Source organism: Burkholderia sp. AU6039 (assembly GCF_002223365.1).
Classification (GTDB): domain Bacteria; phylum Pseudomonadota; class Gammaproteobacteria; order Burkholderiales; family Burkholderiaceae; genus Burkholderia.
In genome coordinates this window covers 1,503,890-1,518,788 of the sequence record NZ_NKFK01000005.1, presented here as the reverse complement: position 1 = coordinate 1,518,788, position 14,899 = coordinate 1,503,890, and the positions used below count along the sequence as shown (strand labels likewise).

Here is a 14,899-nt window from a genome sequence, read left to right as displayed (position 1 = left end):
CGCCTACTTCTTGTTCTTGTCGTCGCCTGCCAGATCGATCGCCTTGTCCGATCCCACCGCGTTGCGCAGCTGGAACTTCTGGATCTTGCCGGTCGACGTCTTCGGCAGTTCGCCGAACCGCACGGCCTTCGGCACCTTGAAGCCCGCCAGCAGCGCCTTGCAATGCGCGACGATCTCCGCCTCGGTCACGCTCGCGCCTTCGCGCAGCTCGACGAACGCACACGGCACCTCGCCCCATTTCGGGTCGGGCATCGCGACGACGGCCGCGACCGCCACCGCCGGATGCCGGTACAGCGCATCCTCGACCTCGATGCTCGAGATGTTCTCACCGCCCGAGATGATGATGTCCTTCTTGCGATCCTTGATCCGGATATAGCCGTCCGGCATCAGCACCGCGAGATCGCCGGTATGGAACCAGCCGCCGTGGAACGCGTCGTCGGTCGCCTTCGGGTTCTTCAGGTAGCCCTTCATGCAGATGTTGCCGCGGAACATGATCTCGCCGAGCGTCTCGCCATCGGCCGGCACCGGCGCCATCGTGTCGGGATCGAGCACCGTCGCGCCCGCCTCCAGGTGATAGCGCACGCCCTGGCGCGCGTTGAGCCGCGCGCGCTCGTCGTCGCTCAGTGCCTCCCAGTGCGACTGCTTCGCGCAGACGGTCGCCGGGCCGTAGACCTCGGTCAGCCCGTATACGTGCAGCAGGTCGAAGCCGATCTCCTTCATCTTCGCGATCACGGCCGGCGCGGGCGCCGCGCCCGCGACCATCGCGTGCACCGTGTGGTCGATGCCTTCACGGAATTCGGCCGGTGCGTTCGCGATCGCGCTCTGCACGATCGGCGCGCCGCAGTAATGCGTGATGCGTTCGCGGCGGATCAGGTCGAACACCGTCTTCGCATCGAACTTGCGCAGGCAGACGTTCACGCCCGCGCGCGCCGCGACGGCCCACGGGAAGCACCAGCCGTTGCAGTGGAACATCGGCAGCGTCCACAGGTAGACGGCGTGCTTCGGCATGTCCCATTCGAGGAGATTGCTGACCGCCGCGAGATACGCGCCGCGATGGTGGTAGACGACGCCCTTCGGGTCGCCGGTCGTGCCGGACGTGTAGTTCAGCGCGATCGCCTCCCATTCGTCGGCGGGCGGCGTCCACGCATAGTCGGCGTCGCCGCTCGCGACGAGCGCCTCGTAGTCGGTCGCGCCCGCGAAGCGTGCGGGATCGGCCGGCATCGCATCGGCCACGCTGACGATCTTCAGGCCCGGCACCTCGAGCGCCGCGCGATGCGCGAACTCCGCGTATTCGGTGTCGACGATCAGCACCTTCGCCTCGCCATGACGCAGCATGAACAGCACCGACGACACGTCGAGCCGCGTGTTGATCGTGTTCAGCACCGCGCCGGCCATCGGCACGCCGAAGTGCGCCTCGACCATCGCCGGAATGTTCGGCAGCATCGCCGCGACCGTGTCGCCGCGCTCGACGCCGAGCCGCGCGAGCGCGCTCGCCAGTTGCTTCGCGCGCGTGTAGGTCTCGCCCCAGGTGCGGCGCACGTCGCCGTGCACGATCGCAAGGCGCTCGCCGTAGACTTCGGCCGTCCTGACCAGGAAGTCGATCGGGGTGAGCGGCACGTAATTCGCGTCGCGGCGGCCGAGTCCGGCCTCGAACATCTGCGTCATGATCCTGTCTCCCGTGTCCTGTCGACCGGGGCGCATCCACCCCGGATCGTTTTGATGTGGTTCAATTGCCGACAGCCTAACGGGCGCTATTGTGAGCCGTCTGTCATCGAAACGACAGAGTGCCTTTCACGCGCTGCGCGTTATCCCTATCCTCGCAAACCCGCACCCATGCACGACCCTCTCGCTGCCCCGCCCGACGCGCCCGCTCATCCCGCCGACGCGCTGCCCGAACCGGGCCCGCTGCCGGCGCTGGCCACGCTGTTCGGCCAGTGCGCGTGGTTCCGCACGCTCGCGCCCGAGCACCAGGCGCTCGTGCTCGCGCAGTCGCGCGTCGAGCAGTGCGAGGCCGGCGATGTGATCGCGCATCGGCTCGCGCCATCCGAATACTGGATCGGCGTGCACCGCGGGCTGCTGAAGCTCGCGATCTTCAATGCGTCGGGGCGCGGCTGCACGTTCTCCGGCGTGCCGTCGGGCGGCTGGTTCGGCGAAGGCAGCGTGATCAAGCGCGAGCTGCGCAAGTACGAGGTCGTCGCGATCCAGCGCTCGACCGTGCTGTTCGTGCCGGTCGACACGTTCCATGCGTTGCTCGATACGAGCCTGCCGTTCACGCGCTTCGTGATCCATCAGTTGAACAACCGGATGGGCGAGTTCATCGCGTCGATCCAGAACAGCCGGCTGCTGGATGTCGACGCACGCGTCGCGCAGGCGCTCGCGCAGCTCTTCAACCCCGACCTGTACCCGGACACCGGCCCGTCGCTGTCGATCTCGCAGGAGGAACTGGGGATGCTCGTCGGCGTATCGCGACAGCGCATCAACCAGGCGCTGCAGCAGCTCGAGAAGCTCGGCGCGCTGCGGCTCGCGTACAACCAGATCGACGTCGTCGATCTCGGGGCGCTCGCGCGTGTCGGGATGGAGCAGATCTGAGCGCGCGCCGATGAACGGAATCGCCATCGACGCAGCGCGCCCATCCGGTATCGCAGCCGTTTTCCGGCCATCGCGCCGCGCGGCGTTTCCTCTGCTGAATCGGCAATCGGCCGCCCCGCCCCCACCTGACAATTCCGCCAGTTTCGCGACAGTAACCCGTTCCACGCCGACGCCTATCATTCGGGTGCCCTTTACCCACGCCTGATCACCGCCCGCCCCGCTGCCTCCATGTGGATCGTCAATCTCGCGCTCAAGCGCCCCTACACGTTCATCGTGATGGCCATCATGATCGTGCTGGCCACCCCGCTTGCGCTGATGCGCACGCCGGTCGACGTGCTGCCCGCGATCAACATTCCCGTGATCAGCGTCATCTGGAATTACAGCGGCTTCTCCGCGACCGAGATGACGAACCGCATCACGTCGGTGCATGAGCGGATCCTGACGACGACCGTCAACAACATCCAGCACGTCGAATCGACGTCGTTGCCCGGCATCGCGGTCGTGAAGGTGTTCCTGCAGCCGGGCGCGAACGTGCAGACGGCGATCGCGCAGACGGTCTCGTCCGCGCAGGCGATCGTGCGGCAGATGCCGCAGGGCGCGACGCCGCCGCTCGTGATCACCTATTCGGCGTCGAGCATCCCGGTGATCCAGCTCGGGCTGTCGAGCAAGACGCTCAGCGAACAGTCGCTCGCCGACATCGCGCTCAACTTCCTGCGCCCGCAACTGATCACGGTGCCGGGCGTGCAGATCCCGTTCCCGTACGGCGGCCGCACGCGCGTGGTCGCGATCGACCTCGATCCGCAGGCGCTGCAGGCGAAGGGGCTCACGCCCGCCGACATCGTCAACGCGGTCAACGCGCAGAACCTCGTGCTGCCGACCGGCACCGCGAAGATGGGCCAGACCGAATACCGGATCGACACGAACGCCTCGGCCGACACCGTCGCCGACATCAGCAGCCTGCCGGTCCAGACCATCAACGGCGCGACCACCTACCTGCGCGAGGTGGCGTCGGTGCGCGACGGCTTCGCGCCGCAGACCAACGTCGTGCGCCAGAACGGCCAGCGCGGCGTGCTCATCTCGATCCTGAAAAGCGGCGATGCGTCGACGCTCAAGGTCGTGTCGGACCTGAAGGCGCTGCTGCCGAAGGTGATCCCGACGCTGCCCGAAGGGCTCACGATCACACCGCTGTTCGACCAGTCGGTGTTCGTCAACGCGGCCGTCCAGGGCGTGATCCACGAGGCGCTGATCGCCGCCGTGCTGACCGCGATGATGATCCTGCTGTTCCTCGGCAACTGGCGCAGCACGCTGATCATCGCGATCTCGATCCCGCTGTCGATCTTCACGTCGCTGATCGCGCTGTCCGCGCTCGGCGAGACCATCAACATCATGACGCTCGGCGGGCTCGCGCTCGCGGTCGGGATTCTGGTCGACGATGCGACCGTGACGATCGAGAACATCGAGCGGCACCTGCATCTCGGCACGAACCTGCACGACGCGATCCTCGAAGGCGCGGGCGAGATCGCGGTGCCCGCGTTCGTGTCGACGCTGTGCATCTGTATCGTGTTCGTGCCGATGTTCTTCCTGACGGGCGTCGCGCGCTTCCTGTTCGTGCCGCTCGCGGAAGCGGTCGTGTTCGCGATGCTCGCGTCGTACGTGCTGTCGCGCACGCTGGTGCCGACGCTCGCGATGCTGCTGTTCCGCCCGCAGCAGGCAGGCACCGGCGCCGGCCATGCGACGTCGCGCTTCGCGCGCATCCATCATGCGTTCAACGCGGCGTTCGAGCGGCTGCGCGCGTGGTACATCGTGCTGCTCAGCATCCTGCTGGTGCGCCGCCGCTTCTACGCGACGTGCTTCCTCGGCTTCTGCGTGCTGTCGACGGGCCTCGTGTTCGTGCTCGGCCGCGACTTCTTCCCGAATGCGGATTCCGGCAACATCCGGCTGCACATGCGCGCGCCGACCGGCTACCGGATCGAGGAAACCGCGCGCCTCGCCGACCAGGTCGAGCGTGTGATCCGCGACACCGTGCCACCCGACGAGCTCGGCGCGCTCGTCGACAACCTCGGCCTGCCGGTGAGCGGCATCAACCTGTCGTACAGCAACGCGGGCACGATCGGCACGCTCGACGGCGAGCTGCTGATCGCGCTGAAGCCCGGCCACCGCGCGACCCAGCACTACGTGCAGGCGCTGCGCAAAATACTGCCCGAGCGCTTCCCGGGCGTCGAGTTCTTCTTCCAGCCGTCGGACATCATCACGCAGATCCTCAACTTCGGCCAACCGGCCGCGATCGACCTGCAGGTGCTCGGCAACGATCTCGCGAGTAACATGACTATCGCGAGCAGCCTGATGAAAAAGATCAGGCAAATCCCCGGCGCCGTCGACGTGCACGTGCTGCAACGTAACGACGAACCGACCCTGCTGGCCGACATGGACCGTACGCGCATGCAGCAGCTCAATCTCTCCGCGCAGAACGTCGCGCAGAACATGCTGATCTCGCTGTCCGGCAGTTCTCAGACCACGCCGTCGTTCTGGATCAACCCGCGCACCGGGGTCCAGTACCCGCTGCAGATCCAGACCCCGCAATACAACATTTCGTCGGTCGACGACCTGCTCGGCACGCCGATCTCGGCGAGCGGCCGCACGGGCATGCCGCTGCAACTGCTGGGCAACCTCGTGCAGGTGCGCAGCACCGCGAACCCGGCCGTGATCACGCACTACAACATCCGCCCGGCGATCGACGTGTACGTGAGCGTCGAAGGCCGCGACCTCGGCGCGGTGGCCGGCGAGATCGACCGCATCGTGTCCGGTGCGCGCGCGGCGCTGCCGCGCGGCACCGAGCTGACGATGCGCGGCCAGATCGAGACGATGCGCACGTCGTATATCGGCCTCGGCGCGGGCGTCGCGATGGCGATCGTGCTGGTCTACCTGCTGATCGTCGTCAATTTCCAGTCGTGGCTCGACCCGCTGATCATCATCAGCGCGATGCCGGCCGCGCTCGCCGGCATCGTCTGGATGCTGTTCATCACCGGCACGCACCTGAGCGTGCCCGCGCTGACGGGCGCGATCATGACGGTGGGCGTCGCGACCGCGAACAGTATCCTGGTCGTGTCGTTCGCGCGCCAGCGCCTCGCGGACGGCGCACCGCCGCTCACGGCCGCGCTGGAAGCCGGCGCGACACGGATCCGGCCGGTGCTGATGACGGCGCTCGCGATGATCATCGGGATGGTGCCGATGGCGCTCGGCCTCGGCGAAGGCGCCGAGCAGAATGCGCCGCTCGGCCGCGCGGTGATCGGCGGGCTGCTGTTCGCGACCGTGTCGACCCTGCTGTTCGTGCCGCTGGTGTTCGGCGGCGTGCATGCGCGGCTGGCCCGCCGGCGTGCGCGCCAGGCCGGCCACTGACTTTCGTCCCACTACCCGGTTGATTTGGTTGAATTCATGGAAGAGAAACATCACAGCGCCGTCGGCATCCAGGTGGACGAACACGGCATGCACCTGCCGACACGGTCGTCGGTGTCGCGACGCGGGAAAATCGTCCTGATCGTGATCGGCGTGCTGCTGGCCGCCGGCGCGGCGCGCACGGTCGTCGTCAACGTGCTGAACCACAGCCGGCTCGACGCGGTCGCCGAGCAGAACACGCGTCAGTACGTGACCGTCGCGCATCCGGTCGATGCGGCCACCGGCGGCAAGCTGACGCTGCCCGGCACGCTGCGCGGCTTCGTCGAGGCGCCGATCTATGCCCGCGCGAGCGGCTACGTGCTGCGCTGGCAGGCCGACATCGGCGCGCACGTGAAGCAGGGCCAGACGCTCGCCGAACTCGACACGCCCGAGCTGAACCAGGAACTCGCGCAGGCCACCGCGCAGCGCCAGCAGGCGCAAGCCGCACTCGCGCTCGCGAAGACGTCGTTCGACCGCGCGCAGCAGTTGCGCCAGCGCGATGCCGTCTCGCAGCAGGAACTCGACGACCGGCAAGGCGCGTTCAACCAGGGCACCGCGAACCTCGCCGCGGCCGATGCGAACATGCGCCGCCTCACCGAACTGAAGGGCTTCCAGCGGATCGCCGCGCCGATCGACGGGATCGTCACGCAGCGCAACGTCGACGTCGGCGATCTCGTCAGTTCCGGCAACGCGGGCCGCTCGCTGTTCACGGTCGTGCAGGCCGACCGGCTGCGCCTCTACGTGCAGGTGCCGCAGGCGTACGCGCAGCAGGTGAAGGTCGGCCAGCACGTGAGCGTCGCGCAGGCCGAGCTGCCGGGCCGGACCTTCGACGGGACGGTCACGCGCACGTCCGAGGCGATCGACGTCGCGACGCGCTCGCTGCAGATCGAGATCACGCTGCCGAACCCGGACGGCAAGCTGCTGCCCGGCGCGTACGTGCAGGCGACGTTGCCGATGACGCCGGTCGGCCGCCTGCAGGTGCCGGCCAATACGTTGCTGTTCCGCGCCGAGGGCCCGACGGTCGCCACCGTCGATGCGAACGGCCGGGTGCGCCTGAAGCAGGTGACGGTCGTGCGCACGATCGGGCAGACGCTCGAGGTCGACGGCCCGCTCACGCCGAACGACCGCCTCGTCACGAACCCGAGCGACGCGCTCGCGAACGGCGACCCGGTGATCGTCACGGCGCCGGCCGCGAAGCCGGCCTCCGGCGCCGCGGAGGCGAAGTCGTGATCGCGATGCGCCCCCGCCGGCGGCCTGCCGCCGTCTCCATCACGTCGGTTGCGCTGGCCGCCGCGCTCGCCGGCTGCACGGTCGGCCCCGATTACAGGCGGCCCGACGTCGACACGCCGGCCGCGTGGCGGCTCGACCCGGCGGATGCGTACTGGCATCCGGCCGCGCCGGCCCGCGCGCCGCTCGACCCGGCATGGTGGACCGCGTTCGGCGATCCGCAGCTCGATGCGCTGGAAGCCGACGCGCTGCGCAACAACCAGAACCTGAAAGCCGTCGCCGCGCGCTACGACCAGGCGAAGGCGACGCTCGCGTCGGTCGCCTCGGCGCAGTATCCGGCCGTCGGCCTGAACGCGAGCGGCCAGCGCTTCAAGATCTCCGCCGACCGGCCGCAAACCAATTACGCGACGAAAAGCACGTCGACCGTGCAGAACGAGATCCAGGTCGGCGCGGCCGTCAGCTACGAACTCGACCTGTTCGGCCGCGTGCGGCGCAGCGTCGAATCGGCGCAGGCGACCACCGAGCAGGCCGGCGACGATTTCGCGAACGCGCGCCTGGTGCTGACCGCCAATCTCGCGTCGAGCTATTTCGCGCTGCGCGAATTCGACACCGAGATCGACGTCGTCAAGCGTTCGATCGACCTGCAGCAGAAGGCGCTCGACTACGTGAGCGCGCGCCACGACCTCGGTGCGGTGTCGGGCCTCGACCTGCTGCAGCAGCGCGCGCAGCTCGACGCGACGCGCACGCAGGCGCAGTTGCTGCTCCAGCAGCGCGTGCAGGTCGAAACCGCGATCGCGACGCTGGTCGGCACGCCGGCCCCCGCCTTCTCGATCGCGCCGCGCGTCGTGCCGATCAACGCGCCGGCGCTGCCGACCGGCCTGCCGAGCGACGTGCTGCAGCGGCGCCCCGACGTCGCGTCGGCCGAGCGCGCGATGGCCGCCGCGAATGCGCAGATCGGCGTCGCGCGCGCCGCGTATTTCCCGCGCATCACGCTGTCGCCCGATATCGGCTGGGACGCGACGCGCTTCGCCGGCCTGTTCACCGTGCCGGCGTTGCTGTGGTCGGTCGGCGGGTCGCTCAGCCAGCCGCTGTTCGAAGGCGGCAAGCTGAAGGCCGGCGTCGATTTCGCGCAGGCCGGCTATGTCGCCGCGCAGGCCAGCTACCGGCAGACCGTACTCACCGCGTTCCAGGAGGTGCAGAATGCGGTCACGGGACTGTCGGTGCTCGCCGACGCCGCGCAGCAGGCCGCCGCGGCCGTCGACGACGCGCGCAAGCTCGTGTCGCTCGCGCAGGATCGCTACGCGGGCGGCCTGACGCCGTTCATCGACGTGCTGACGGCCCAGCAGCAGTTGCTGACGAGCGAGCGGCAGGCCGTGCAGATCCAGGGCCAGCGCGCGGCGCTCGTCGTGTTTCTCGCGAAGGCGCTGGGCGGCGGCTGGGATGGCCAAGCCGCGGGCGGCCCCGCGCCGGCCGAGGTCGCCACGGCAGCGCCGGTGCCAGCCCCGGCCCCGGCGCACCCGAGCCCTTAACCGGATTACCCGGACAACGGATTCGAACATGAAAGTCCTGATCGTCGAAGACGAACCGAAAGTCGTTGAATACCTGAAGAGCGGCCTGACCGAGGAAGGCTGGGTCGTCGACACCGCGCTCGACGGCGAGGACGGCGCGTGGAAAGCCGTCGAATTCGACTACGACGTGGTCGTGCTCGACGTGATGCTGCCGAAGCTGGACGGCTTCGGCGTGCTGCGTGCACTGCGCGCGCAGAAGCAGACGCCCGTCATCATGCTGACCGCGCGCGACCGCGTCGACGACCGCGTGCGAGGCTTGCGCGGCGGCGCCGACGACTACCTGACCAAGCCGTTCTCGTTCCTCGAACTGATCGAGCGGCTGCGCGCGCTGACGCGCCGCGCCCGCGTGCAGGAATCGACGCTGATCTCGATCGGCGACCTGCGGGTCGACCTGATCGGCCGCCGCGCGACGCGCGACGGCACGCGGCTCGACCTGACCGCGCAGGAATTCCAGCTGCTCGGCGTGCTCGCGCGGCGCAGCGGCGAGGTGCTGTCGAAGACGACCATCGCCGAACTCGTGTGGGACGTGAACTTCGACAGCAACGCGAACGTCGTCGAAACGGCGATCAAGCGCCTGCGCGCGAAACTCGACGGCCCGTTCACGGACAAGCTGCTGCACACGATCCGCGGCATGGGCTACGTGCTCGAGGCGCGCGAGGACGGCGACACCGAGAGGCCGGCATGAAACGCTCGATCGTCCTGCGGCTGTCGGCGATGTTCGGCATCGTGTCGCTGCTCGTGTTCACGCTGGTGGGCTGCGGGCTGTTCGTGATGATGGAGCGCCAGTTGTTCGCCGAGCTGCGCGCGACGCTCGATACGCGCACCAAGGTCGCCGAGATGATCGTGTCGCATGCGACCACGGCCATGCGCGGGCGTCTCATGCAGGAAAAGCTCGCCGACCTCGAACCGCCCGACGGCTCGACGCACTACCAGGTCGACAGCCCGAATCCGGATTTCCGCTTCGGCACGCCCGTCGACGGCGTGCCCGTCGGCGCACCGTTCGGCGCGTTCCAGCGCTATGCGCTGAACCACAGCACCTACGACGTGATGACGAAGACCGTCATGGTGGCCGGCAACGGCGAGCGGCCGGCGCTGAAGCTGACCGTCGCCAGCTCGTGCGAGCGCACGCAGCGGATGCTGCGCCGCTTCGGCTGGACGCTCGCCGGGCTGATCACGATCGCCACGATCATCACGCTGCTGCTGAGCCGCGCGGTGGCCCGCTTCGGGCTCGCGCCGCTCGACCGGCTGTCGCAGGACGCCTCGGCGATCAGCCTCGCGAATCGCCGCCAGCGGCTGCAGACCGACGCGCTGCCGCCCGAGCTGCGCGACCTCGCCACGTCGTTCAACGGTGCGCTCGACCGCATCCAGCAAACCTACGCGCGGCTCGAGGCGTTCAACGCGGACGTCGCGCACGAGCTGCGCACGCCGGTCAGCATCCTGATCGGCCAGACCCAGGTCGCGCTGACCAGCCGCGACCGCACGGTCGAGCGGATGGAGCGGACGCTGCAGTCGAACCTCGAGGAATTCGAGCGGCTGCGCGTGATCATCAACGACATGCTGTTCCTGTCGCGCAGCGACCGCGGCGAACGCGCGACCGACCTGAAGGACGTGTCGCTTGCCGACGAAGTGCGGCGCATGCTCGACTTCCTCGAAATCCCGCTCGACGAAGCGCAGTTGCGCGCCGAGCTGCATGGCGATGCGCGCGCGGCCGTCGATCCGTCGCTGTTCCGCCGCGCGATGACGAACCTGCTGATCAACGCGATCCAGCATTCGGCGCCCGGCGCGACGGTCAACGTGACGATCGTGCGTCGCGACACGCTCGTCGAAATGTCCGTCGCGAACCCCGGCGAGCCGATCGACCCCGCCCGGCGCTCGCACGTGTTCGAGCGCTTCTACCGGCTCGAGGAAGCGCGCGCGAACAGCAAGGAGAACCACGGGCTGGGGCTGTCGATCGTCAAGGCCGTGGCCGAGATGCACGGCGGCAGCGTATTCGTCGCGTGTTCGGGCGGCGTCAACACGTTCGGCTTCTCGGTATCGACGAAACCCTGCGCCGGCGGCCCGCTGCCTCCGGCCGACCGGCACGAGACCCGGCCGGCGCACGCGCCGAGCGCGCTGCACTGACGGCGGCCGCGCCAGTCGACGTCCCGCCGCGCTTCCGACCGGCGCTTGACTGCCGCGAACGCCGCCCGGGACGGGTTACGCGTGCGGTTTGCCGCCCTGCTCGCGCCACGCCCGCGGCGACATCGCAAACCGCTCCCGAAACACGCGACTGAAATGCGACATGTCGTTGAATCCCCAGCGCAACGCGATGTCGGACACGCGCAGCATCGCGCATTGCGGATTCGCAAGATCCTGTGCGCACCGTTCGAGCCGCAGGTTCAATACGTAACGCATCAGCGACGTGTTTTCGGCCTCGAACAGCTTGTTGATGTACCGCGACGACATCCCGATCGACCGCTCGATCATCATCGGGCTCAGCTCCGGATCGTGCAGGTGCTCGACCAGATGCCGTTTGACACGCGTCAGCGTCAACGCCTTCATCCTCGATTGCGCGAGGTCGTTGCGCTGCATGCCGCCGAGCGTCATCGCGATCAGCGAGATCGCGGTATCCGACAACTGCCGCATCTCGTCCTCGGTCACGCTGCGGATCTGCGACGACATCTGCTCGAGAAACGCACGCATGACGCTGCCGACGCCCTCCCCGGTTTGCGTCGGGCAGGCCGTGCGGTGCTCCATCCCGATGACGAGCTGGTTCAGGGTCGCGCGGGGAATGCTGACGACGATCTCGCGCCACGACTGGCCGAACTGCAGGTGGTGAGGCCGGGTCGCATCGTAGATCGCAAAATCCCCGGGGCGCAGCGTGACGATCTTGCCGTCCTGCTCGACCGACTGGCTGCCCTCGAGCATCAAGACGCCGAAATACTTGTCCTCATACTCGCTCCGCGCCTGGCGATAGCGCCGGATCACGGCCTGCTCGCTGGCGTAGATTTCCGAGATTCGCATCTTTTCGCATTTGCGCTGCCGCACCTGGCCGAAGAAATCGGCTTTCTGCACGGCCGCGATCTGCACGTCCGCGAACAAGCGCAGAATCGTCTCGCGCCAAAACTCGATACGCTGGCTGACCGAGCCGTCGGTCGCCACCTCGATCGCCGAATTCGTCCATTCGACCGGCGGGCTGCCGGACGCCGGGCCGGGCGCGTCGCAGCTCGCGGCGCGCGGGAAAGGACGCATCGTCATGGTCGTGCCCCACATGGGTTAGCCAACACGCAGCCGGTAGCGTGCCTGTTCAAAAGCGCCTTGTCCAATCGGCAACGGTGCAAGCCGCGTTGCCGGTCGGACCGACATGCGGCGCGGCGGCGAAGCGCTGCCGCGCCGGGCATGTCATGCGAATGCCGCCTGACGCCAGTCGGAAGACTGTTCATACGCATAGGCGCAGCGGTAGATCGTCGCCTCATCGAAGCGGCGCCCGACCAGTTGCAGCCCGATCGGCAGATCGTCAGCCACCCCGCACGGCAGCGACATGGCCGGATGCCCGGACACGTCGAACGGCGCCGTATTCGCGAGCATCTCGAACGCCCGCGTCAGCGATTCGGACACCGCACAGCCAGGCTTCGGCAGTTCCGACGCGCGCACCGGGACGGTCGGCATCAGCAATACGTCATACGTCTGCAGTGCCGTGTCGTAAGCCGATCGCAAGCGTCGCGCGAGATTCTGGCACTTCGCGTAGTAACGCCCGCGATATCGGCTCGTGAAATATTCGCCGAGCAGCATCGTCACCTTCACGGTATCCGGCAGTTCGTCGGCGCGCTCACGCCAGCCCGCGTGATGATCGATCATGCCGGTCACGTACAGGCCGCCCCAGTTGAAACCGTGGCTGTTGCCTTTCATCATCTGCTGCGTCGCCCCCTCGGCCGCGATCGGCAGCCAGATGGCGGTGCCGGCCGCATGCAGCGGCACGGACACTTCGTCGACGCTCGCGCCCAGCTTGCGCAACTGGCGCGCGGCGACCCGCACGGCCTCGTCGACCGCTTTCTCCGAATTCGCGAGCCCGAACGCCTCGCGCAGAACACCGATCCGCAGGCCCGAGATGCCGTCGCGGATCGCACCGAGATAATCGGCGCGCGGCGGCAACATCCGTTGGCGCGGATCGAGCCCGTCGTCGCCCGCGATGACGTCGAGCAGCAGCGCGTTGTCGAGCACGGTGCTCGTCATCGGCCCGAGATGATCGACGGTCGCCTCGATCGGCATCGCGCCGGTGTATGGCACGAGCCCGTGCGTCGGCTTCATCCCGTAGATGCCGCAATAGGCGGACGGGATTCTCACCGAGCCGCCCTGGTCGCTGCCGAGCGCCATGTCGACCTCGCCGCTCGCGACCAGCGCACCACAGCCGGACGACGAGCCGCCGGCCGAGTGTCCTGCCTTGCGCGGATTGTGCACCGGCCCCGACGCGCTCGTGTGCGAGCCGCCGGAAAAGCAGTAGTACTCGCAGGTCGCCTTGCCGGCGATCGTCGCGCCGGCGTCGAGCACCCGCGCGACGACGGTCGCATCGATATCGGGCACGTAGCCCTCGAACGTGCTTGCGCCGTTGCGCATCGGCACACCGGCGACGCAGATGTTGTCTTTGATGGCCACCGTCCTGCCGCGCAGCTTACCGTCGGCGGCGCCGTGGATCGTGCTCTTGCGCGCCCATGCGCCGTAACGGTTCTCGTCGCCTTCCGGGCGGTCGCCGGGCGTGCGCGGATACGAGACGGTGGGCAGATGGTCGGGCAGCGCGTCGATCACGTCGTACGCGTCGAAGTTCGCCTGCAGCGCATCGTCGTATTCGGCGAGTTGGCGGGAATCGACATGAAAGCCGAAACCGGCTGCGATGTCGGACAGTTGTTCGCGAGTCGGGCGTTTGATGGCCATCGACATTCTCCAGTTTGGTAAGCGGCACCGCCAGCGGTGGCTGGCGCGGGCGGGGGTCAGCGGGCGATGGCGACGGCGTCGCGCATCAGTCCGGTGCGCGGATGGCAGTTCACGTATTCGTAGACCTGATGTTTTGCGTCGAAGACGGAAACCTCGTGATACAGCCGCAGCTTCGACAGCCCGGCGACGACGCGGAAGAACGTGACGAAGATCCGCAGGTGCGTCGGATGGGATTCGGCCCACCGCTCGAGGCGGTCGAGCGAGCGCCAGTGGCCGATGTTGTAACTCTCGTCGAGCACGTTGCCGTCGAGATCGATCGAGCGCACGTAGCGATTGCTGTAGCAGCCGACGTCCTTGCCGTTGTCGCGCAGGAACTCCATTCCGCTGCGCAGCGTCGGCTCGATCTCCTCCAGATACAGTCGGCGCTCGTCGTTCTCCGCCGCGCGCCAGTCCTGACCGGACCGAATCAGCGCGATGTTGTCGTGTGCAAGTACGACCACGCGGCCGCCGCGCGCCGGATCGCCCTCGACGATGCGCAACTCGCCGTTCGCGTTCATCCAGTCCGTCTGCGAGATCGGGAAGCGGTCACGCATCGATCCCCAGTAGCCGTGCTCCTCGATCTCGCCGCTGACGCCGTCCATGATCGCGCCGACGCCGGGGAAATCGCTCGTAAACGCGTAAAGCGTCTCGAACTGCTCGGCGCGCGGCGCGACGATTTCCCGGAAGTAGCCGATCCCGTCCGCGAGGCGTGCATCGGAGGCCCACCATTCGACGATGGCCGGCGACGCAATCCAGCGCGCATACGCGGCCGGATCGCGCCAGTAGCCGACGGCAATCAGGTTCTCGTAGCCCTGGTCGTCGGTGTGTTGTGTCAGGTCGAAGTTGTTCGGGCCGTCCTGCGCACCGAAATCGGCGACGATCCGGCGCAATGCGGCCAGCGCCGCTGCGCGCTTGCCGGCGCCGCTGTATTGCACGCCGAAATAGCCCATCACGACCTGGCTCAGGTCTTCGGCGGCCCGGGCGACGTACATCGGGAACGGCGGCTGGTAATCATCGGCGACGCGGCGTGACAACGTCCGCGGGCAAATCAGGTGTTTGTCGATGGCGGATTCCATGCGTGACCTCTCTGGAAAGGGAATCGGGTGTCGAGGTATCGACGTGGGGAGACACGTAGC

Annotated in this window: 10 protein-coding genes; 6 read left to right on the top strand and 4 right to left on the bottom strand. The window is 68.0% G+C overall.

The window, feature by feature from the left end; translation table 11 throughout:
* Positions 1-3: 3 nt before the first annotated feature.
* Complete coding sequence (locus CFB39_RS24530) at positions 4-1,665, bottom strand: acyl-CoA synthetase (RefSeq protein WP_089474783.1); 1,662 nt, start codon at positions 1,663-1,665, stop codon at positions 4-6.
* 168 nt (positions 1,666-1,833) lie between these two features.
* Here CFB39_RS24530 and CFB39_RS24525 point away from each other — a divergent pair, with 168 nt between their 5' ends.
* The 6 genes from CFB39_RS24525 to CFB39_RS24500 all read left to right on the top strand — a co-directional run bounded on the left by CFB39_RS24525 (position 1,834) and on the right by CFB39_RS24500 (position 10,937).
* Positions 1,834-2,589 (top strand): Crp/Fnr family transcriptional regulator, encoded by a 756-nt coding sequence (locus tag CFB39_RS24525; RefSeq protein WP_179257726.1) that lies wholly within the window; start codon positions 1,834-1,836, stop codon positions 2,587-2,589.
* A 228-nt stretch (positions 2,590-2,817) separates the two neighbouring features.
* Positions 2,818-5,985 carry an efflux RND transporter permease subunit gene (locus CFB39_RS24520; protein WP_089474782.1) on the top strand — a complete coding sequence of 1,056 codons (3,168 nt, stop codon included), beginning with the start codon at positions 2,818-2,820 and terminating at the stop codon, positions 5,983-5,985.
* 36 nt (positions 5,986-6,021) lie between these two features.
* Complete coding sequence (locus CFB39_RS24515) at positions 6,022-7,251, top strand: efflux RND transporter periplasmic adaptor subunit (protein ID WP_089474781.1); 1,230 nt, start codon at positions 6,022-6,024, stop codon at positions 7,249-7,251.
* 5 nt (positions 7,252-7,256) lie between these two features.
* Positions 7,257-8,777, top strand: a complete 1,521-nt coding sequence (locus CFB39_RS24510; RefSeq protein ID WP_089475654.1) for an efflux transporter outer membrane subunit — start codon at positions 7,257-7,259, stop codon at positions 8,775-8,777.
* Between the two features lie 28 nt (positions 8,778-8,805).
* Positions 8,806-9,501 carry a heavy metal response regulator transcription factor gene (locus CFB39_RS24505; RefSeq protein WP_011355331.1) on the top strand — a complete coding sequence of 232 codons (696 nt, stop codon included), beginning with the start codon at positions 8,806-8,808 and terminating at the stop codon, positions 9,499-9,501.
* Positions 9,498-10,937 (top strand): heavy metal sensor histidine kinase, encoded by a 1,440-nt coding sequence (locus CFB39_RS24500; RefSeq protein WP_089474780.1) that lies wholly within the window; start codon positions 9,498-9,500, stop codon positions 10,935-10,937. The genes CFB39_RS24505 and CFB39_RS24500 overlap by 4 nt, the downstream gene beginning before the upstream one ends.
* Positions 10,938-11,012: 75 nt before the next feature.
* On the opposite strand, the gene CFB39_RS24495 is transcribed toward CFB39_RS24500, so the two are convergent.
* The 3 genes from CFB39_RS24495 to CFB39_RS24485 all read right to left on the bottom strand — a co-directional run bounded on the left by CFB39_RS24495 (position 11,013) and on the right by CFB39_RS24485 (position 14,839).
* Positions 11,013-12,053: a helix-turn-helix domain-containing protein gene (locus CFB39_RS24495; protein WP_089475653.1), complete on the bottom strand. Its 1,041-nt coding sequence runs from the start codon at positions 12,051-12,053 to the stop codon at positions 11,013-11,015.
* 144 nt (positions 12,054-12,197) lie between these two features.
* A complete protein-coding gene (locus CFB39_RS24490; RefSeq protein ID WP_089474779.1) occupies positions 12,198-13,724 on the bottom strand; it encodes an amidase in 1,527 nt (508 codons plus the stop codon).
* A 56-nt stretch (positions 13,725-13,780) separates the two neighbouring features.
* The gene (locus tag CFB39_RS24485; protein WP_089474778.1) at positions 13,781-14,839 is read right to left on the bottom strand and encodes a phenylacetaldoxime dehydratase family protein; all 1,059 of its coding nucleotides are present in this window, start codon (positions 14,837-14,839) and stop codon (positions 13,781-13,783) included.
* Between the last annotated feature and the right edge of the window lie 60 nt (positions 14,840-14,899).